Here is an 18888-nt window from a genome sequence, read left to right as displayed (position 1 = left end):
GCGTCGAGACGTTAGTTGAATCGACGTTAGTTGAATCGTGGCTTGAAATGGCGGTCTTGATGCAGATCAAACACTCTGCTGTTCGATATGCGTAAAACGGTACGACATTCAGGTCTGGAGGCGGGAGAACATGGATCAGGAACAAAAACACCAGATCAGGGGTTATGAATTTCATGTGGCGGGGGCGCTGGAGAAGGATGGGCGCTACCGGGGCCTGATCTTGCTCAGCAAGCGTGGCGATACGCTGCAGGTGTACGCCAAGCCCGTGCTGATTGAAACGTCGAGCAGTTTCAAGTCCGCGCATGCGGCCTTGATCGAGGCGTCGGCGTATGCCCAGGAACTCATCTATAACGGCGCCATCAAGGCGCTGCTGCCGGCCGATGCGCCGGCCGTCGGCAAGCAAGTGCCACAGCCGCCTGACCTCGTCGGCAATTGAAGTGACGCACGCAGAGGCGCGTATAATCGCTTTCCCCTTGCCAAGAGTACGTCACCATGGAATATGTGAATTTACCGCTGATCTTCCTGATCGGCTGCGCCCTGATTGCCTTGCTGGCCAAAAAGAATGGCTACTCGTGGTACCTGTTCTTCTTTGCCATTGCCGTACCGGCCCCACTGTTACTGCTGGCCTTGCCGCACCTGCTGGGTGTGGAGACGGCTTCGCTGAACGGCGTACGCCTGGCCGCCAGCCTGCTCTTCCCTGTGGCAGGCTTGCTGCTGGCCTTGCGGCACAAAAGCTGACGCAGCACGCAGCTTAACGTGCCTGCATGCCATCGGCCAGGCGCCAGCCGACGGACAGCGCCAGTTGCTGCGCCTCTTTTTCATTGCTGCAATCATCGTAATCGCAGGTATCGGCATATGCGCCGCACGCCTGGTTCTGGCTGACATACGAACCGACCCAACGGCCATCGCGGCGCTGGCTGGCCGTGGCGCTGATGATGAATCCTTTGTGGATGGTGGGATTTTCAAAAGACATATTTCCTCCGATGCAAGAAGCGTTAGCCAACTGATTAGGCTCCACTGTGCGCCATATCCCGATTGCAGTCTGTACGTTTGACCACACACAGAAAGTACACACGCGCCTGTCCTGGCGGCGCCGGGCGATAGGGTATCATTTCGCCATGTGTGGACGATTCGATCAAAATGACACGGCGCGCGCTCTGGCGTCATCCTTCGGCTGGACCGACGCGGTGTTCGACAGCGAGGCCGAGCCGCACCTGAACGTCTCGCCCGGAACCTACCGGCCCGTGCTGCATATCGAGGATGGCGTGCACCGTGTCGACGACGTCTTCTGGGGCTACCGCCCCGCCTGGGCCGCGCAAGCCGTGCCCGCCCCCGGCAAGAAAAAAATCCCCATCGCCATCAATGCGCGCCTGGAAAAACTCGCCGGCGCCTATTGGAAGTCTTTGCTGCGCGCGGGGCGCGGCATCGTCTGCGTCGATGGCTGGTATGAATGGACAGGTGAAAAAGGTAGCAAGCAGCCGTGGCACATCCACCGCCGCGACCGCGCGCGCCTGTTCCTGCTGGTGCTGGCCCAGTTTGCCCCCTACAAGCACAACCGCGAGGAAGCGGGCTTCGTACTGGTGACGGCCGACAGCCTGGGCGGCATGGTCGACATCCACGACCGCCGCCCCGTGGCCGTCAGCCTGGAAGACGCGCACCACTGGCTGGACCCCGCGCTATCGCCCGAAGCGGCGCTGCACCTGACGCGTACCTGCATCCTCGACGTGGAACTGTTCGAGTGGCATGCCGTGGATAATCCGCTGGTGCCCACGGCCAGGGCCAAGGCGCCGCCGCCAGCATCGCCACAAGGCGCGTTTGACTGGGGAACGGATTAAGGCAGCCGCGCCAGCCGGCGCCACAGCGCTTCCATTGGCCCCTGGCGGAAGTAACGCAGCCAGTTGCGGCTGAGTATCACCTGCCCCGCCATGATCGCTACGGCCAGGCCCAGCATCTCGGCGGGACGCAGCCTGGCGCCCCAGCCCAGGCCCGGCCCCTGCAGCAGCCAGGTACCGATCAGCGATTGCAACAGATAATTGCTCAGCGCCATGCGTCCCACGGGCGCCAGCCATGGGCCCAGCCAGCGCAGCATGAAGGGCCCGGCCAGCATCAGCGCGGCTACATAACCGGCCGCCAGCACGGGGCCGCCGGCGAACAGGCCCACTTCGAACAAGGCCGTATCGAACACGGTTTGATACGGATCAGCCACCTGCCACGCGATGGCGCCCGCCGCCAGCAGGTTGAATGGCAAGCCCACGCCCAGTCCCACGGCACGCACACGGCGCCACAGGCGCTGGTGGCGCTGCGGCTGCGTCAGCCAGCCACAGCGCACGGAGACCATGCCCAGCAGGAACAGCACGATGATATGCGGCAGCATGACAGCGGCGGACAGCAGAGAGACGAGGAAATCGTTGGCGCGCAGCTTGGCTACGGCCCACGCGCTACCCTGCGTGTAAATCGCGTAACGCTCTGCAAAACTATGCAGATCGCGCGCGATGTCCGGTGCGCCGCCCTGCTGGCCTACGGGAATGAGCAAACACATGAACAGTAAAAAGCCGCCCGCCACCAGCCAGGCGCGGTTGCGCACGCGGCTAAGCCTGGCGGCTGCCAGCGGCAGGATCAGCATGCCGGCGAGCGCATACGAGGTCAGCACGTCGCCGCTCCAGATGAAGAAGCCGTGCAGCAGGCCGAACATCAGCAGCCAGCGCAAACGGCGCCGGTAGGCGGCTTGCGCGGCTTCCCAGCTGCCCAGCTGGCGTTTCAGGGAACGTGTCTGCAGGGCAAAACCGGCGCCAAACAGAAAGGCGAAGATGGGATAGAACTTGAATTGCGCCAGCGCCGCCACACCGAATATGACGAACTGGTCCAGTGCGGGCGGTTGCGCCGGCAAGGTGCCGTAGCGCAAGGACAGGCTGCCCCAGGCGAACGACCAGATATTCACCAGCAAGATGCCAAACACGGAGATGCCGCGCAGCACATCGAGCTGCAGCAGACGTCCGGGTTTGGCGCTCACGGTGTTCAGGGCTGCGACAAGGTGGGATAGTCGCCCACCTGCAGGCTGAAGCCGGAGGCATCCGATTGCAGGCGCGCCTGGCCGCCGAACGGCAAGGTGACACGCCGGCGGATGTGGCCGAATTCGAGTCCCGTCAGCACGGGCACGGGCAGACGCTCGCGCACATACGCCAGCATGGCGTCAACATCGTAGCCCTTGTCCATCGGGCTCAGTTTATAGCCGGAAAAGTCACCGAGCACGACCGCCTGCTGGCGTTGGAGCACGCCCGCGTGCAGCAATTGCAGCAGCATGCGCTCGACACGGTACGGGTGTTCGTTGACGTCTTCCAGGAACAAAATACCGCCGTCAATCTGCGGGAAATACGGCGTACCCAACAAGTGCACCAGCATCGCCAGGTTGCCGCCCCACAATGTGCCCACTGCATCAACCGGCGGATTGCCCGCTGCCGTGCCCGTGACCGTGTGCGTGGGGCCGGCCAGGCAAGACCACAGTTGATCGAGCGTAAATTGCTCGGGCTCGTCGCGGGTGAAATCGTCGCAGATCATGGGACCGGCAAAGCTGGCGCGGCCCGTTTTCGCCAGCAAGCCCATGTGGAAAGCCGTGAAATCGCTATAGCCGACAAACAGCTTGCGGCTGGCGGCCATGACGGTAAAGTCGATGTCGGGCAGGATGCGGCTGATGCCGTAACTGCCGCGCAAGGCGATCACCACCTGCACGTCCGGGTCGGCGGCCGCCGCGTTCAGCTGCGCCAGGCGCCCCGCATCCGTCCCGCCGAAGCGCTGGAATGTGTGCTCGGGGTCGTAATAGTTATGGACAGTGGCGCCTTGCGCCTGCAAGCGGGCGATGCCGCGCGCCACGGCCGCTTCATCGGGCGCGCAACCGCCCGGCGCCACGATGGCGATGCCAATTTCAGGTGTCTTCAAAATATGCCCGCACGTAGATAAGAATGGGCGCGCCTGGCTTTTAAGCCGGCTGGGAGCGCATCTGGGGCGCCATCTTACCTTGCAGATGCACATCGATCAAGGCGAGCAGGCGCTCGATCAGCTGGGGCGGCATATCGTGCCCCATGCCTTCGATCACCTCGAGCCGGGCGCCCGGGATCAGCGCCGCCGTATCGATGCCGCAGGCGACGGGAATCAGAGGGTCGGCCGCGCCATGGATCACCAATGCGGGGCAGCTAATGCTCGGCAGCAAGGCCGTGCGCTCGCCCGAGGCGGCAATCGCCACCATTTGCCGCGCCACGCCTTCAGGGCAACTGCCCCGCTGCAACGCCGCTTCGATGCGCTGGTACAGCAGTTTTTCCGAGACGGGATAGGCGGGGCTGCCGATGACGCGTACGGTGGCAGCCATGTGCGCCATCAGTTCGGCGCGGCTGGCATTGCGTTTCGGACGTTGCAATAACGCATTGCGCGCCGCCCGCGTGGGGCCGGGCAAACCGCGCCGGCCGCTGCTCGACATGATGGAGGTCAGACTGAGCACCTGCTGCTGCGCCCGCGCCGCCATCACTTGCGCGATCATGCCGCCCATCGAGACGCCGATCACGTGCGCCTGGGCAATGCGCAGGGCCGCCAGCAAGCCCAGCGCATCGTCCGCCATGTCATTCAGGGTGTAGGAAGTTTTCAGGGGCCAGCCGACGAGATTTTTCACGTAGGCCAGCGGCAAATATGGCTTGCCCGCCAACGCCATCTTGCTCGACAGGCCACTGTCGCGGTTGTCGAAACGCACAACCCGGAAGCCTTGTTCGACGATGCCTTCGACGAAGTCCGCCGGCCAGGCGATCAGTTGCATGCCCAGGCCCATGACCAGCAGCACACACGGATCGTCCGGGTTGCCGTGGCTTTCATAAGCTATGTTGAGGCCGTTCGCCATGATGGTTGCCATGATTGCCTCTCTTACAGGAACCAGCACGCAGGCACGATCGCTGCGGCCTTGGAATCAGCATACCACTATTGTGATAGTGCGATCACGACTCATGTGTAAGCCGAACTGAAGTGTTGCCGCGCCGGTACGCCGGGCGGCAACGGTGCAGCCTCGACGGTGCTGCTTACCTGGCTTTTGGCAAAGAATCAGCCAGGTCCACCCACGCTTGCGGCTGCGGCTTGCCCCGCTCGCGCACGCCGAAGAAGGAGACCACTTGCGTGCCATCGCTATCGAAGAACTCGACCGAAGTGACGCCGCCGCGCTTGACGAGCCAGCCGCTGCGCAGGGCCGTGTCGCGGATGTGCAGGTTGAAGTCCGGGTCCAGCACATTGAAGAAGCCGCCGGCGGCCATGGTTTTCTCGATCTTGCCGCTGTAGATCTGCGTCAAGCCGTCATTGCCCAGAAACACCATGATGGCGACCTTGTCCTTGGCCGCGTTTTCCAGCAAGGTGCGCAGCGCTGCGGGCGTCACGCGCTCGACCACGCCGGCTGGCGCCAGGCGCAGCGCCTGTTCGCGCGTCAAATGGAATTCACGCATGATTTGCGCGAACTGGTGCACGTCCGTCATGTCTTTCCAGGCCAGCTGGAATTCCTTGACGTCGATCTCGGCATCGGGCTTTTCCGCCGCTTTTGGTGCCACGGCCAGCACGTTCAGCTCGGCGCTTTGCTGGGGCAGACGGAACGTTGCCACCAATTTATCGTAGACGGCCACGCCCGCATCGCTGCGCACATAAATCTTGTGCACGGCCGTGCCGTTGGCGTCAAAAAACTGCAGGCTGCGCGTCGGCTTGCCGTCGCGGCCTGGCTGTTCCACGGCAAATGCGTATTTCCAGTTTTCAAAGTGAAAACGCAGGTCGATCTGGCCGCCCAGGTAGCCGCCCGCGATATTGCGCTGGCGCGCTTGCGTTTCCGGGTCCTTGGCATCGGCCTGCTCGGATTTATCGCCCGCCTGCTTGAATTTGCTGGCGACGCCTGTCGTTTCGATGACGCCATTTTCATTGCGCGTGATCGCTTGCACGAGGCCCAGGTCCAGCGCCGCGCGCATGATTTCGCGCGGCCCGTTGCCGTCGGCCTGCAATCGCGTCACGCCCTTGCCGATATTGGTGGCCAGCAATTGCGCTTCGGACACACCCAGTGCGCGCGCCGCGTCGCGGATCTGCAGCTTCGGCTGTTCCGTGCGCAAGGTGGACCAGCGTTCCGCCAAGGTGGCTGGGGCCGCATATGCGTTTGCAATCAGCAGGCTGCCTAGCAGGGATAGAACGAGTTTGGATAACTTCATAGAGAGACCATTCAATCAAACATGGAAAAAAAGAGGGGCAAGCACCCCTCCCCGGTAAAAATCAGAAATTGACGCTGAGGCTGGCGGCGACGTTGCGGCCCGGCTTGGCGTAGCGCTCGATCTCGGCGCGGCTGGCGGCCGTGGTGCCGGCAGACAGGCTGCGCGCGGCGGCGTAGTCCCAGTACTTGCGATCCGTCAAGTTGTACACGCCGACGATGATCTTGGCGTTCTTGTGCACGTTCCAGTAGGTCGACAAGTCGAAGATGGTGTACGACGGCACCTTGAAGCGCGGCGCGGTCGTGCCCATCAACAAGTCGTTCGGCGCCTGTTTCTCGCCCGCATGCACGGCCGTCAGGGCCAGGCCGAACAGCTCGTTTGCATGGTCGTAGCCGAAGGTCAGCGCCGTCTTGGCGGGCGCCACCGAGGCCAGTCCACCGCTCTCGCCCGTCAGGGTATTGAAGGAGCGGCCCTTGGCCACGCCCGTGGCCAGGTCGACGCGGTAGCCCTGCATGGCCGGCAGCCAGGTGCCCAGCTCCGCGCGAAGGGTCAGCTCGGCGCCCCAGGTGCGCGCATTACCGATGTTTTCGGGACGGTACAAGCCCTGGGTGATGGTGGGGTAGTTCACCGGATCATCTTCCTGCATCAGATACTCGATCATGCCCTTGTATTCCGTCTGGTAGACGGAGGCATGCATGCTCAAGCCCTTGGCGACATCGCCCTTCACGCCCAGTTCATACGCCTTGCTGGTTTCCTTGCGTAAATTGGCATTGCCCAGGATGGCATAGCCATTCGTGCTCGTGTAGCTGAAGGAATCGTAGGTGCCCGTGCGTTCGGCCGCCGTCGGCAAGCGCGTGCCGCGCGTCACGGTGGCGTAGGCGTTCATTTGCGGCACGACTTCCACGGACAGGCTCAGGCTCGGCGTGAAATAGCTGTCGCTTTCCTTGCGCACTTCCTTGGCCGCATTCGGCACGGCGGTCACATAGTTTTGCAGGTTTTTCGGCTCATTCTTGCGGTAGTCGGCGCGCAGGCCCGGCGTCAGGACCGCCTTCTTGCCGGCCACATTGAAACTGTAGTCGTCGCGCACATACAGCGCCAGCTTGGTGCTGTCCATGTCGGCCATGCGGTTCTTGCGCGTGATCTCGTGCGCGCCCGTGGCGATGACGGTGCGGTCTTCCATCCAGGGGCGGCGCGATTTTGCCTGTTCCAGCTGCACGCCATACAGCAGCGCATTGTCGGCGTTGAGCTGCTTGAACGCTTCCGAGGTCAGGCCGATGCTGTCATTCTTGAAGCTGGTGTCGATGGCGCGCAGGGAGTTGCCGCGGTAGGTATAGCGTCCCTTGCTCTTGTCCTCGATCTTCGCGTTCTGCAGATAGACTTTCGAGGTCAGGCGGTCGAACAGGGCGAAATCCTTGAGCGCCACATCGTGGCCCAGGCTGACGCGGGTACGCTTGGTGGTGGAATCCTGCTGCACGCCGTCCGGGTACATGGCGCTGACTTTATTGTTGAGGTCTCGCTTGTTCTTGCGTTCGAACATGTCGACCGTCAAGTCCAGCTTTTGTTCGCCCGGCAAGGCCCATACCAGCTTCGACAGCAAGGCGTTCGAATGCCAGTCGTCCGGGTTGACGGGCGCGCTGCCACGACTATCGAGCTGTTCGCCATCGCGGTGCACGTACACGGCCAGGCTTTGCAGACTGGCGCCGATCCTGGCGGCGCCCGTCAGGGTGTGCGCATTGCTGCGGTCGACCGTGGCGCGGCCGTATTTATACGCCACGTAATGGTCCTGTCCTTCGCCCAGGTAGTCCTCGGGCGACTTGGTGATGAAGGCCACGCCGCCGCCCAGGCCAGGATTGGCGCCGCTGACGGAGGTCGTGCCCGAATCGATGCGCACTTCGCGGAAAGTTTCAGGATCGAAATAATCGCGGCCCATGCCAAAGGCGTTGAGGGTAGTGCTGTCCGGCTTGGGTGCGGCATCCGGCAGGGAAATGCCGTCGACATCGAGGCTGACCCGGTTGCCTTCCAGGCCACGGATGTTGTAACCCGTGTTGCCCGCGCCATCCCAGATGCCGCCGCCGCCCGAGGCCGCCATTGGCGTGCTGATCAACGGCTGATAGCGCACGACACCGGCCATGTCCGTCACGTTGCGGCGCTCCAGGTCGTCGCTGCGGATCACCGTCCTGGTGCCGGCGCGGCGCTCGTAATCCTGTTTGGCATTGACGACGATTTCCGGAAACACGGGCAGCTTGGCCGGTTCCTGGGCGGCCGTGCCCGCATTGATGGCGGCCGTTTGCGCGAAGGCAGGCAGCATCGGCGCGGCGAACAGGCTCAGCAAGGCGGCGCGCAGCACCAGGTTGTGGTGGCGAGCGGGAAGTGGCGCGAGGGATACGACGGGTGCAGCGGTGCGCTGCGGAAGCACAGTAGTCATGATGATCCGGTCTAAGAGTAAAGGCTGGCTCTTGAACCCGGATCGATAACGATGCGCAAGGGAAGTTTGCTGGCGAAAACAATACTGTAACACGAATCATTCTCATTTGAGAATGCCGAAGTGGTCTAGACAGATGTTATTTCGCAACAGTTGCAAAAATGCCAGCCGGGATGGCTGGCAAGGTTGGCATGGTGGGCCGATGTCAGGCCAGCGGATTGGCCAGCTTGCGCGCTTGCGCCTGGGCGCGGCGGCGTTCGGCAAAGAAGCGCTTGAGGAAAGCGCCGCACTCGTCGGCCAGCACGCCGCCAACGATCGCCGTCTGGTGATTCAGCGCCGGCTGCTCGAACAGGTTCAACACGGAACCGCAGGCGCCCGTCTTCGGGTCGCCCGCACCGTACACCACGCGCGCCAGGCGCGCATGCAGCATGGCGCCCGAGCACATGACGCACGGCTCCAGGGTCACGTACAGCTCGCAGCCGGGCAGCCGGTAGTTGCCCAGCTTTTCGGCGGCCGCGCGCAGCGCCATCACTTCCGCGTGCGCCGTGGGGTCGTGGCGGCCGATGGGCTGGTTGTAGCCCACGGCGATGACTTCCCCCTCCTTGACGACGACGGCACCGACGGGCACTTCGCCCAAGTCCCACGCATGCTGGGCTTGCTCCAGGGCCAGTTGCATGTAGCGCGCGTCCTGCGCGCTATCGTGCACTTCAGTCATCGCTCACTTCTGCCCAGCAATTCGGCGTTTCGTGCAACACCAGCTTATGCAAGTGCAAGCCCGTGCCGAAATGGTCGGTAAACGCCGCTTTCAAGATCTCGAAGGCGATGCGCGCCAGGTTTTCCACGGTCGGGATGCGGTCGATGACGACGGTTTTATGGTCGGGCAGGCTGGCCAGGAAGTCGCGCACGGCCACATCTTTTTCGTAAACCAGGAAGGCGTGGTCCCACACATCGACCAGGTGCTGCTTGGCCAGGGTTTTCACGTCGGAAAAGTCCATGATCATGCCATTGTCGGAATTGCCTTCCGCTTCGATGACCTTGCCGACCAGGGTGATTTCCACCGTGTAGCGGTGGCCGTGCAAGTTGCGGCACTGGCTTTTATGGTCGGGAATGCGGTGGCCCGCGTCGAATTCGAGCTTGCGTGTGATAGTCAGCATATTATTTGAATTAAGGGATTTGCAGGAGTTTATGGGTTTGCAGGCTCAGCTTCCACTTCGGGTTGCTTTTGCACGTTTCGATAGCCAGCTGCATGTTGTGTGCGGCCAGGGGGCCATCCATCGCCTGCACGAAGAAGTTCTCGAAGTCGAGCCCTTCATAGGCGGCCAGGTCTTGCTGGAACTGGGGAATGACGACCTTGATTTCGTTGCCTTTGTGTACGACCAAGGTGGAACCCATCTTCGGGCTGACACAAATCCAGTCCACGCCGGCCGGCACGGGCAAGGTGCCGTTCGTTTCGATGGCGATGGTAAAGCCCACTGCATGCATGGCGGCTATCAGGGCCGTATCCAGTTGCAGCAGCGGCTCGCCGCCCGTAAACACCACGTATTTGCTGGGCGCATAGCTGGCTGGCCACAGGCTATCGATCAGGGCGGCCAGTTCCTGCGGCGTCTTGAACTTGCCGCCCAGTTCGCCGTCCGTGCCGACGAAATCCGTGTCGCAAAACTGGCACACGGCCGTGGCGCGGTCGCTTTCGCGCCCCGTCCACAGGTTGCAGCCGGAAAAGCGGCAAAACACGGCCGGACGGCCCGCGTGCGCGCCTTCGCCCTGCAGGGTGTAAAAAATCTCTTTGATGCTATAAGTCACTGAATTTCCTAAGAGCTGGCTGGCGTACTCGCACAGGGCGACCGCAGCGATCCCCGCGCACAGCGCCGGAACCGCAAAAGCCGATTGACAACCCTCTATTATATGTCGCCGCGACACTTCCCGTGCAAATGCCGTGGCCGCCACCTGGCACCGCTGCCTCAACGGACAAGAAAGCCACAGCGGCAAGCATAACTGCGTAGCTTTTGCGTTTAGACAATATAAATAGCCCAAAGTTAATATATTTTCTGTAAGAACATTGCCCGCTGGAAAACATTTAGGGAGCAAGGACATGCTGCAACGCTGGATACGCCTGCCGTACCGCCGGAGCATTCTGGCCTGCCTGACGGCCGGCACACTCGCGTTCCTGTATGCCGGTCATGCCGCCGGGCCACTGGCGCAAGCCAGCCTGCCCTGGTCCCTGATGACGGCCTGCGCCCTCCTGCCGGGCGCAGTGGCGCTGCTGCTGTGGCGCCAGCACCGGCTGGCGCTGCGCCTGCAGGCGCTGGAACAACTGCGCGCGGACGCAGAGCGGACGCGCCTGGCCAGCGCACAGCGCAAGGCGCGCGAGCAAGAACGCCTGCGCATCGGGCGCGACATCCACGACGACCTGGGCCAGCATTTGCTGACCCTGAAAATCGACCTGTCCATGCTGCAGGCCAGCACGCATGGCGCGACGCCCCAGCTGGCGCGGCAACTGGCCGTGATGGCGCGCAATGTCGACCTCAGCATCGCGGCGCTGCGCCGCGTCATCCACGACCTGCGCCCGCCCACCCTTGATGCCGGCCTGCAAGCGGCGTGCGACGGCTTGCTGGCGGACTTCCAGCGCAGTACGGGCATCGACTGCAGCTGCGATTACCGGCTCGACGCCGCCGCCGGCAGCGCGCACGGTCCACTGCTATACCACGCGCTGCAGGAAGCGCTGGCCAATATCGCCCGCCATGCGCGCGCCACGCATGTCCAGCTATCCCTGCAACAAGCGGGCGAGACCCTCGCCTGCCGCATCAGCGACGACGGTGTCGGGCTGTCGGGTTCGCCGCCGCGCCTCGGTTGCGGCCTGTCCGGCATGCACGAGCGCGTGGCTGCCGCCGGCGGCAGCCTGCACATCGACAGCCACAGCGGCGCCGGCACCACCTTGCACCTGTCGCTGCCCCTGCCGAGCTGCCGCCACGATGAAGCGATGGCCCATCGCTGAAAATATTGCTCTACATCAACACCATCGTTACTCCACGCTGCATCATGGCCAAGGAGCCCGCCCCACCCATTCACGCCCAAGAAGGATGCTTTCATGCCGGATAGCCACGCACATGCCAGCGCATCGCCGTATGGTGAAGCCCAGGGTTTCGCCGTCAAGATGATGGAATTGCTGGTGGTGCCCACCTTTGTCCTCGATGTGCATGGACGTGTGATGATCTGGAACCGCGCCTGCGAGCAGCTGACGGGCGTGCCGGCCAGCGAAGTACTGGGCACGCATGAGCCGGGCCGCTGCTTTTACAACGACGAGCGCCCCACGCTGGCCGACCTGCTACTGGCCGGACGCGGCGGCGACATGCGCGCGCTGCATGTGCAGCAGCAATACCGCAGCAGCACCGGCAGCAATCTGTGCGCGAAAAACTGGTGCGACATGCCGCGCACGGGGCGGCGCCGCTACCTGGCCGTCGATGCCAGCCCCATCTACGGCAATGACGACGAACTGCTCGCCGTAGTCGAAACCCTGCGCGACATGACCGATGAAAAGCGCGCGCAGGTGGAACTGCAACGCCTGGCCACGCGCGATGGCCTGACGGGGCTGGCAAACCGGCGCTGCTTCGACGACACCATCCTGGCCGAGTGGCAGCGCGCTCAGCGGCAAGGCCAGCCCCTGTCGCTGCTGATGGTCGATGTCGACAATTTCAAGGAGTACAACGACAGCCACGGCCACCAGGGCGGCGACCTGTGCCTGCGCAAGGTGGCCGGCGCCGTGGCCAGCGAAATGCGCGCGAACGACATGGTGGCCCGCTATGGCGGCGAAGAGTTTGCCGTCATCCTGCCGAACCAGTCGCTCAAGGGCGCGGCCATCGTGGCCGAACGCATCCGCCAGCGCGTGGAACGGCTGCAATTGCCGCGCAAGCGCCCCGACGGGGCCTGCGTCACCGTCAGCATCGGCGCCGCCACGGCCCTGCCCGGCCCCGGCACGGAACCGGGGCAGCTGATCCACACGGCCGACTGCGCCCTGTACCGCGCCAAGCACCTGGGCCGCAACCGCATCAGCCTGCCGGAAACCACGCTCACGTAAGCAACAAAGAAACACGACCAAATTTGGTGTATATTTAGTCCTGTCCTACTATTTCAATCGCGGAGCCGCCATGGACTTCAAGGAACGCATCAAGCCGATTTCCTACCTCAAGGCCAATACCACGGAAATCGTCAACGGCTTCGATGCAGGCCAGGACGAGCCTATCATCATCACGCAAAATGGCGAAGCGAAGATGGTGGTGCTGTCCATGCACGCGTATCAGGAAGGCAAGCGGCAAGCGCGGCAGATGCAGGAACAGCACGCGTTCATGAAGCTGGTCGCCCTGGGCAACCAGGAAATCGCGCGCGGCGCGGTGGTGTCCGAAGAAGACTTCCTGTCCAGCCTCGACCAGGCTTGAGATGACGCGCATCGTCGTGCTGAACAGCGCCGCAGCCGATTTCAGGGAATTGCGCAGCGACTTCCAGACGCGCCATGCGGCAGCCGCCCAAGCGCAGTTCCTCCTGGCTTTCCGGCAATTATTCGCTGACCTGAAAGCCTTTCCCGACAGCGGCGCGCCCATCGAGGCTGCCCGCGAAGTCGGCATGGATGTGCGACAACGCCTGTGCGAAGAAATCCGCGTCGTCTACCACCATGAGCGCGCGCACGGCATCGTCTACATCCGCATGTTCCTGCCGACCCGGCGCGACTTTCTGACCCATCTCACCACGCGCATCCTGCGGCCCGACTTTTAGAACCCCTATGCAGGGCGGCACGAATATTCTATGCTGCGGCGTTGCACTTTCATAACATCCAAAAAGAAGGAGCCCTCGTGTCAAGAGTCCTGCCCGCATTGCTACCCACATTCATCCCCGCTTTCGCCCTGGCCCTGTCGGCCATGGCCTCGTCGAACCTGGCCGCCGCACCCGTCAAACCGGTTGCCGCCCATAGCGCTGCCGCCACCAGCAAGGCCGATTTACTGCCATTCAAGGCCACGGAAAAGACCCTGGCCAATGGATTAAAGATCATCATCGTGCCGACCGGCTTCCCGAACTTGGTCTCGCTGCAGATTCCCGTGCAGACGGGTTCGCGCAATGAAGTCGAGCCGGGCAAGTCCGGTTTCGCGCATTTTTTTGAACACATGATGTTCCGCGGCACCAAGGCCTATCCGCCCGAGAAATACCAGGAAGTCATCACCCGCGCCGGCGCGCGCCAGAACGCCTATACCAGCGACGACCTGACCAACTACCACACGACGTTTGCCAAGCAAGACCTGGAAACCGTGCTGAAGGTGGAGGCGGACCGCTTCCAGCACCTCGATTACGCGGAAGACGCGTTCAAGACGGAATCGCGGGCCGTGCTGGGCGAATACAACAAGAACAGCGCCAATCCCGTCTCGAAACTGTTCGAAGTGATGCGCGACAGCGCCTACACCACGCATACCTACAAGCACACGACGATGGGTTTCATCCAGGACATCGAAGACATGCCGAACCAGTACGCGTATTCGAAGCTCTTCTTCGACCGCTGGTACCGTCCCGAGCGCACCACCATCATCATCGCCGGCGACGTGGAGCCGCAGCAAGCCATCGCGCTGGTGGAAAAATACTGGAGCGGCTGGCAACGCGGCAAGCAGCAGGCCGCCGTGCCCGTGGAACCCGCGCCGCATGGCCCCGTCTACAAGCACGTGGCTTGGCCCACGCCGACCCTGCCATGGGTGGCCGTGGGCTTCCACGCGCCCGCGTTTTCCGTGAAGGACAAGGACCAGGCCGCGCTGGCAACCCTGCTGTCGCTGTCGTTCGGTCGCACCTCGCCGCTGTATAAGCGCTTGGTGCAAAACGAACAAAAGGTCGACCAGTTGTTCGACATGACGCCGGACCGGGTCGACCCGACCCTGGCCGTGCTGGGCGCGCGCGTGAAAAACGTCAATGACGCCGTCTACGTGCGCGACGCGATATTGGCCACCGCGGCGCAGCTGCGCGATACGCCAGTGAGCGAGAAAGACCTGGCGGACGCCAAGTCGGCCGAAAAATACGGTTTGATCCGCTCGCTCGACAACACGGAGCAGATCGCCGGCACCCTGGCTTCCTTCGTGCATTTCGACCGCTCGTACGCCACCATCAATCAGTACTACCGCTTGATCGATACGCTCACGCCGGCCGACCTGCAGGCGGCCGCGCGCAAATACCTGACGGACGACGGCCTGGTGGTGACCACCCTGTCGCACCAGCCGATGGCGGCCGCCATCGCCACCACGCCGACACTGGCCAGCCTGCTGCCGGCAGCCACGAACGCGAAATTTGACGTCTTGGTGCAAAAGTCCGCGCTGCCGCAAATCCGCTACAAGCTGCTGTTTACGGCCGGTTCCGCGCAAGACCCGCAAGGCAAGGAAGGCCTGGCCGCGCTGACGGCCGCCATGGTGGCGTCCGGCGGCTCGTCCGAACGCAAGATCGACGAAGTCAACCAGGCCCTGTTCCCGCTGGCCGGCAGTTTCAGCCAGCAGACGGACAAGGAAATGACGACGTTTACGGGCTCCATCCACAAGGATAACTGGGCGCAGTTCAACGCCATCGCCCTGCCCCTGCTGCTCTCGCCCGGTTTTCGCGAAGACGACTTCCGCCGCCTGAAGGATGCGCAAAAGAACGCGCTGCTGCTGGACCTGAAGGACAATAACGAAGAGGAATTCGCCAAGGAGCGCTTGCAAACCAATGTGTATGCAGGCACGCCGTATGGCCACCCGGTACTTGGTACGGTGGCCGGCATCGATGCCATCACCCTCGACGATGTGAAACAGTTCTGGAAGAGCGCGTATGCGCAAGGCGCCGTCAAGGTGGGCATTTCCGGCGACGTCTCCGACGCCATGACGGCCTCGCTGACGCAGGCACTCGGCAAACTGCCGGCCGGTCCCGGCTTGCCGGCCACCGTGAAACCCGCGGGCCGCAAGGCGCAGGGACTGGAAGTAGAAATCATCGAGAAGAACACGCGCGCCACGGCGATTTCCTTCGGCCTGCCTTTGGAAGTGACGCGCACGCACCCGGACTTCCCTGCCCTGTGGCTGGCGAAGACCTGGCTGGGCGAGCACCGCGCCTCGAATTCCTATCTATACCAGCGCATCCGTGAACTCCGCGGCATGAACTATGGCGATTACGCGTACATCGAAGCCTTCCCGCGCGGCATGGTTCAGTTCTTCCCGAACCCGAACCTGGGCCGCAAGGCGCAACTGTTCGAAATCTGGATACGCCCCGTGGCGCCAGACAACGCCCACTTCGCCCTGCGCGTGGCCTTGACGGAACTGGGCAAGCTCATCGACAACGGCTTGACGCAGGACGATTTCGCCACTACGCGCGACTACCTGATGAAAAACGTCTTCGTCATGACGTCGACGCAGGACCAGCAACTCGGTTATGCGCTCGATTCGCAATGGTATGGCACGCCCGAGTTTAGCAAGCTGATGCGTGATGGCTTGTCGAAGCTGACGCTGGCGGACGTCAACCGCGCCATCAAACAGCATCTGTCGGCAAAGAACCTGTCCGTGGTGATGGTCGCCAAGGATGCGGCCGGCTTGAAGGAAAAGCTCGTCAGCGACGCATTTTCGCCCATCAAGTACGACGGTAACAAGCCGCAAGCGCTGCTCGATGAAGACAAGGTCATCGGCGCGATGAAGCTGAATATCCAGCCGGCAGCCGTCACCGTGACGCCAGCGGCGCAGGCGTTCGCCAAGTAAGTTTGTGCCAGATCAACCTCGTCCGATGCAGCTTGCCGGACGAGGTTGACCTGGTATTCGGCATGTCCAAACGCGCCTTCAAGCCGAAAATCCCCGCCTTGATCGCAAAGCATCATCTTGGCAATCCGCTTATCCCCATACTGTTTTTCGACTCTTCCCGAGTGAAAACCATGACAAGGATATCCATGCATCTGCTCCCTCCCCACCTTTACGCCAGTTGCGTCCTCGCCGTTGCCGCGCTGCCTGGCACCCTGTACGCCCAAACACCTGCCCTTGCCGGGCACTGGCAATTCCAGACGGCGACGGGCACGACAACGACGAATGGCGTCGAAGTCGACCTGATCGACACGGGCATACTCGACATCACCGAAGACCAGGGTAGCTTGCGCGCGACCATATCCTGGCTCGACGAACGGGGCCAGCTTACGTCGCCGCGCACGGTCAACGGCACGTCCGACCCCGCCGGCACCGTCTTCAGGCATGGCGGCAAGCGCGTCAGCACGGGGAGAAGCGGCAAGGAAGTGAGCACCGAGGTAACGATCCGCTGGACCTTGCTGGCCAAAGGCGACCTGCTGAGTGGTGCACGCCTGGTGGAAACCGACGAGAACGAACCCAAGCCTGTGAGCGGCAGGCGGCTCCAGGCGCGCTATGTGCCACCGGCGCTGCCGCCCGCACCGGCAACAGCAGGCGGCGCCGCGCGTGGCCCGTCCACCCCGGCCGAGCGTGCGCGCGTGCTGCTGATAGCGAAAGAGGCGCAGGGCGATCCCCTGGCCGTGCAACAGCGCGACGGCGCTTGGCTGGGCGCATGGATCGAGGAGATTCCCGACTTCATGCTACCGGCCAGTGCGCTGGAAAGCTGGCTCTCCGTCGCCAGCCAGACGGCCATCCGCGAGGCGATGGTGTTTCAGTACCTGGCCAGCGTGATGGCCTTCCAGATCGACCACCCGGACCAGGCGGGGCAGCAAAGCGCCAGCGACCTGGCGGGCATGCAGGGCGTGCTGCACGCCTATGAAACCCTGCTGCGACAGGATCAGCTGCACCGTTCCGCAAAGCTGGACGCAGCGCTGGTGGCGCGCCAGCAAAACAGGCTGCCCGCCTTCCTGGCCACGTTGTCCGGCAGGGATGCCGACATCGAGGCCACGCCATCACCATCTGGCGACGCCACGGCGCGCCGGATTGTGGCGCTGGGCACCAGCGAGCCGCGCGCCATGGACTGGCTCGACATCCTGAGCAACCGCTTTGGCGGCCGCATGGCCGGCAGCGATGCCTATACGCATGCGGCGCAATGGGCGCGCATGCAACTGCAGCAATGGGGCGTGCAGGCCGAACTGGAAGAGGTTGGTGACATGCCCGTCGGCTTCAACCGCGGCCCCTGGTCGGGCAAGATGGTCGCGCCCCAGGAACAGCCCTTGCGCATGGCGACGCCCGCCTACACGGCCGGCACGCGTGGCGTGCAGCAGGGGCTGGCAATCATGGGGCCGGCCACCCTGGAAGAGGCGCAGCAGCGCGCTGCGCAGTTCAAGGGCAAATGGGTATTGATCGGCGGCGAAAACAGCGGTGGCGGGCGCGATGGCAAGGCCATCCACAAGCCCAGGGCCATCACCCAGGTACTGATGGAAGCCGGGGCTCTGGGCACCATCCAGTCTGGCGAAGAACCCCTGTATACCGCCAGCGCGGCGCCCACCACCTGGGCGGCGCTGCCGACCTTGCCTGACATCAAGCTAGCCGCGCCACAATACGCCGACATCCGCCAGCGCCTGGCGCGCAGCGAGTCCGTCACCCTGGAATTTGACATCCGCAACTGGTTCTATCCGGGCCCGGTGACGTATCACAACGTCGTCGCCCGCATTCCCGGCACGGAAAAGCCGGAGGAAATCGTGCTGATCGGCGCCCACCTCGACAGTTTCGATGGCGGCACGGGCGCGGCCGACAATGGCGGCGGCGTGGCCACGATGCTGGAAGCGATGCGCCTGCTGGCACTATCCGAAGCGAAGCCGCGCCGCAGCATCATGCTGGTCGCCTTCGGCGCAGAGGAAATCGGCCGCAAGGGTTCGTTCGCGTTCGCCGAGCGGCATGCGGGCGAATTGAACAATATCGTTATGATGCTCAACCGCGATGGCCGGCCCGGCGCCATCGACGGCATCGCGATTCCCACGGCGTGGAAGAACGTGTTTGGCCGCGTCGAACGGGCCCTGCAAGACATCCACCCCGTGTTCGGTTTCGCCACGAGCATCCATGATGCGCCGCGCGATGCCAGCAAGGCGATGAACGCGCGGGCAGGCAGCGATGACGCCGTCTTCAGCCTGCATGGCGTGCCGACGCCGAAATTTACCGTGCTCGGCGATTTCGACTATGCCCGCGTGCATCACACGGTGCGCGACACGTACGAGAACGTGCTGCCATTCCGTTCAGCGCAGCAATATGCCGCCATCGCCATCGCCCTGACCGCGTATGAAGTCGCGAATGCTCCGGAAGAGATCAGCCGGAACGGCTACTATCGCGCCGCCAGTCCGGCAAAATAGGCGCT

The 18888-nt window shown here is 63.2% G+C and carries 18 protein-coding genes; 9 read left to right on the top strand and 9 right to left on the bottom strand.

Annotation, left to right across the window (positions count from 1 at the left end; genetic code table 11):
* Positions 1-130: 130 nt before the first annotated feature.
* Entirely contained in the window at positions 131-436 is a 306-nt protein-coding gene (locus ACQ4WL_RS11105) for a hypothetical protein (RefSeq protein ID WP_436509782.1), read from the top strand.
* A 56-nt stretch (positions 437-492) separates the two neighbouring features.
* Positions 493-738, top strand: coding sequence for a hypothetical protein (locus ACQ4WL_RS11100; RefSeq protein WP_436509781.1), 246 nt, complete (start codon positions 493-495; stop codon positions 736-738).
* Between the two features lie 13 nt (positions 739-751).
* Here the strand turns inward: ACQ4WL_RS11100 and ACQ4WL_RS11095 are convergent, their stop codons facing one another.
* Positions 752-973 carry a hypothetical protein gene (locus ACQ4WL_RS11095; protein ID WP_436509780.1) on the bottom strand — a complete coding sequence of 74 codons (222 nt, stop codon included), beginning with the start codon at positions 971-973 and terminating at the stop codon, positions 752-754.
* 145 nt (positions 974-1118) lie between these two features.
* Here ACQ4WL_RS11095 and ACQ4WL_RS11090 point away from each other — a divergent pair, with 145 nt between their 5' ends.
* Positions 1119-1835: an SOS response-associated peptidase gene (locus ACQ4WL_RS11090; RefSeq protein ID WP_436509779.1), complete on the top strand. Its 717-nt coding sequence runs from the start codon at positions 1119-1121 to the stop codon at positions 1833-1835.
* On the opposite strand, the gene ACQ4WL_RS11085 is transcribed toward ACQ4WL_RS11090, so the two are convergent.
* From ACQ4WL_RS11085 to queE, 8 genes are all read right to left on the bottom strand, one after another.
* The gene (locus ACQ4WL_RS11085) at positions 1832-3010 is read right to left on the bottom strand and encodes a DUF418 domain-containing protein (RefSeq protein ID WP_436509778.1); all 1179 of its coding nucleotides are present in this window, start codon (positions 3008-3010) and stop codon (positions 1832-1834) included. The genes ACQ4WL_RS11090 and ACQ4WL_RS11085 overlap by 4 nt on opposite strands.
* Before the next feature lie 5 nt (positions 3011-3015).
* Positions 3016-3933, bottom strand: a complete 918-nt coding sequence (gene ldcA, locus ACQ4WL_RS11080) for a muramoyltetrapeptide carboxypeptidase (protein WP_436509777.1) — start codon at positions 3931-3933, stop codon at positions 3016-3018.
* A 40-nt stretch (positions 3934-3973) separates the two neighbouring features.
* Positions 3974-4891, bottom strand: coding sequence for an alpha/beta fold hydrolase (locus tag ACQ4WL_RS11075; RefSeq protein WP_436509776.1), 918 nt, complete (start codon positions 4889-4891; stop codon positions 3974-3976).
* A 163-nt stretch (positions 4892-5054) separates the two neighbouring features.
* Entirely contained in the window at positions 5055-6209 is a 1155-nt protein-coding gene (locus tag ACQ4WL_RS11070) for a hemin-degrading factor (protein ID WP_436509775.1), read from the bottom strand.
* Positions 6210-6270: 61 nt separating this feature from the next.
* Positions 6271-8631 (bottom strand): TonB-dependent hemoglobin/transferrin/lactoferrin family receptor, encoded by a 2361-nt coding sequence (locus ACQ4WL_RS11065; RefSeq protein ID WP_436509774.1) that lies wholly within the window; start codon positions 8629-8631, stop codon positions 6271-6273.
* Between the two features lie 202 nt (positions 8632-8833).
* On the bottom strand, positions 8834-9343 hold the full coding sequence (gene tadA, locus ACQ4WL_RS11060) for a tRNA adenosine(34) deaminase TadA (RefSeq protein ID WP_436509773.1): 510 nt from the start codon (positions 9341-9343) through the stop codon (positions 8834-8836).
* The gene (queD, locus tag ACQ4WL_RS11055; RefSeq protein ID WP_436509772.1) at positions 9336-9782 is read right to left on the bottom strand and encodes a 6-carboxytetrahydropterin synthase QueD; all 447 of its coding nucleotides are present in this window, start codon (positions 9780-9782) and stop codon (positions 9336-9338) included. The genes tadA and queD overlap by 8 nt, the downstream gene beginning before the upstream one ends.
* Positions 9783-9792: 10 nt before the next feature.
* On the bottom strand, positions 9793-10428 hold the full coding sequence (queE, locus tag ACQ4WL_RS11050; protein WP_426071268.1) for a 7-carboxy-7-deazaguanine synthase: 636 nt from the start codon (positions 10426-10428) through the stop codon (positions 9793-9795).
* Between the two features lie 289 nt (positions 10429-10717).
* On the opposite strand from queE, the gene ACQ4WL_RS11045 reads away from it, so the two are divergent.
* The 6 genes from ACQ4WL_RS11045 (at position 10718) to ACQ4WL_RS11020 (ending at position 18883) form a co-directional block, all read left to right on the top strand.
* Positions 10718-11620, top strand: a complete 903-nt coding sequence (locus ACQ4WL_RS11045; protein ID WP_436509771.1) for a sensor histidine kinase — start codon at positions 10718-10720, stop codon at positions 11618-11620.
* Between the two features lie 93 nt (positions 11621-11713).
* Positions 11714-12700: a sensor domain-containing diguanylate cyclase gene (locus ACQ4WL_RS11040; RefSeq protein ID WP_436509770.1), complete on the top strand. Its 987-nt coding sequence runs from the start codon at positions 11714-11716 to the stop codon at positions 12698-12700.
* Between the two features lie 70 nt (positions 12701-12770).
* Complete coding sequence (locus ACQ4WL_RS11035) at positions 12771-13058, top strand: type II toxin-antitoxin system Phd/YefM family antitoxin (RefSeq protein WP_436509769.1); 288 nt, start codon at positions 12771-12773, stop codon at positions 13056-13058.
* 1 nt (position 13059) lies between these two features.
* Positions 13060-13392 carry a type II toxin-antitoxin system RelE/ParE family toxin gene (locus tag ACQ4WL_RS11030; protein WP_436509768.1) on the top strand — a complete coding sequence of 111 codons (333 nt, stop codon included), beginning with the start codon at positions 13060-13062 and terminating at the stop codon, positions 13390-13392.
* A gap of 77 nt (positions 13393-13469) precedes the next feature.
* The gene (locus ACQ4WL_RS11025; protein ID WP_436509767.1) at positions 13470-16361 is read left to right on the top strand and encodes a M16 family metallopeptidase; all 2892 of its coding nucleotides are present in this window, start codon (positions 13470-13472) and stop codon (positions 16359-16361) included.
* A gap of 185 nt (positions 16362-16546) precedes the next feature.
* Positions 16547-18883: a M28 family metallopeptidase gene (locus ACQ4WL_RS11020; protein WP_436509766.1), complete on the top strand. Its 2337-nt coding sequence runs from the start codon at positions 16547-16549 to the stop codon at positions 18881-18883.
* Positions 18884-18888: the final 5 nt, after the last annotated feature.

Origin of the sequence: Janthinobacterium kochi, from assembly GCF_051380715.1 — a bacterium.
In the GTDB taxonomy this organism is placed as follows: Bacteria; Pseudomonadota; Gammaproteobacteria; order Burkholderiales; family Burkholderiaceae_D; genus Janthinobacterium.
Note: the sequence above shows the minus strand (reverse complement) of the source record. Positions and strands in the feature narration are given on the sequence as shown.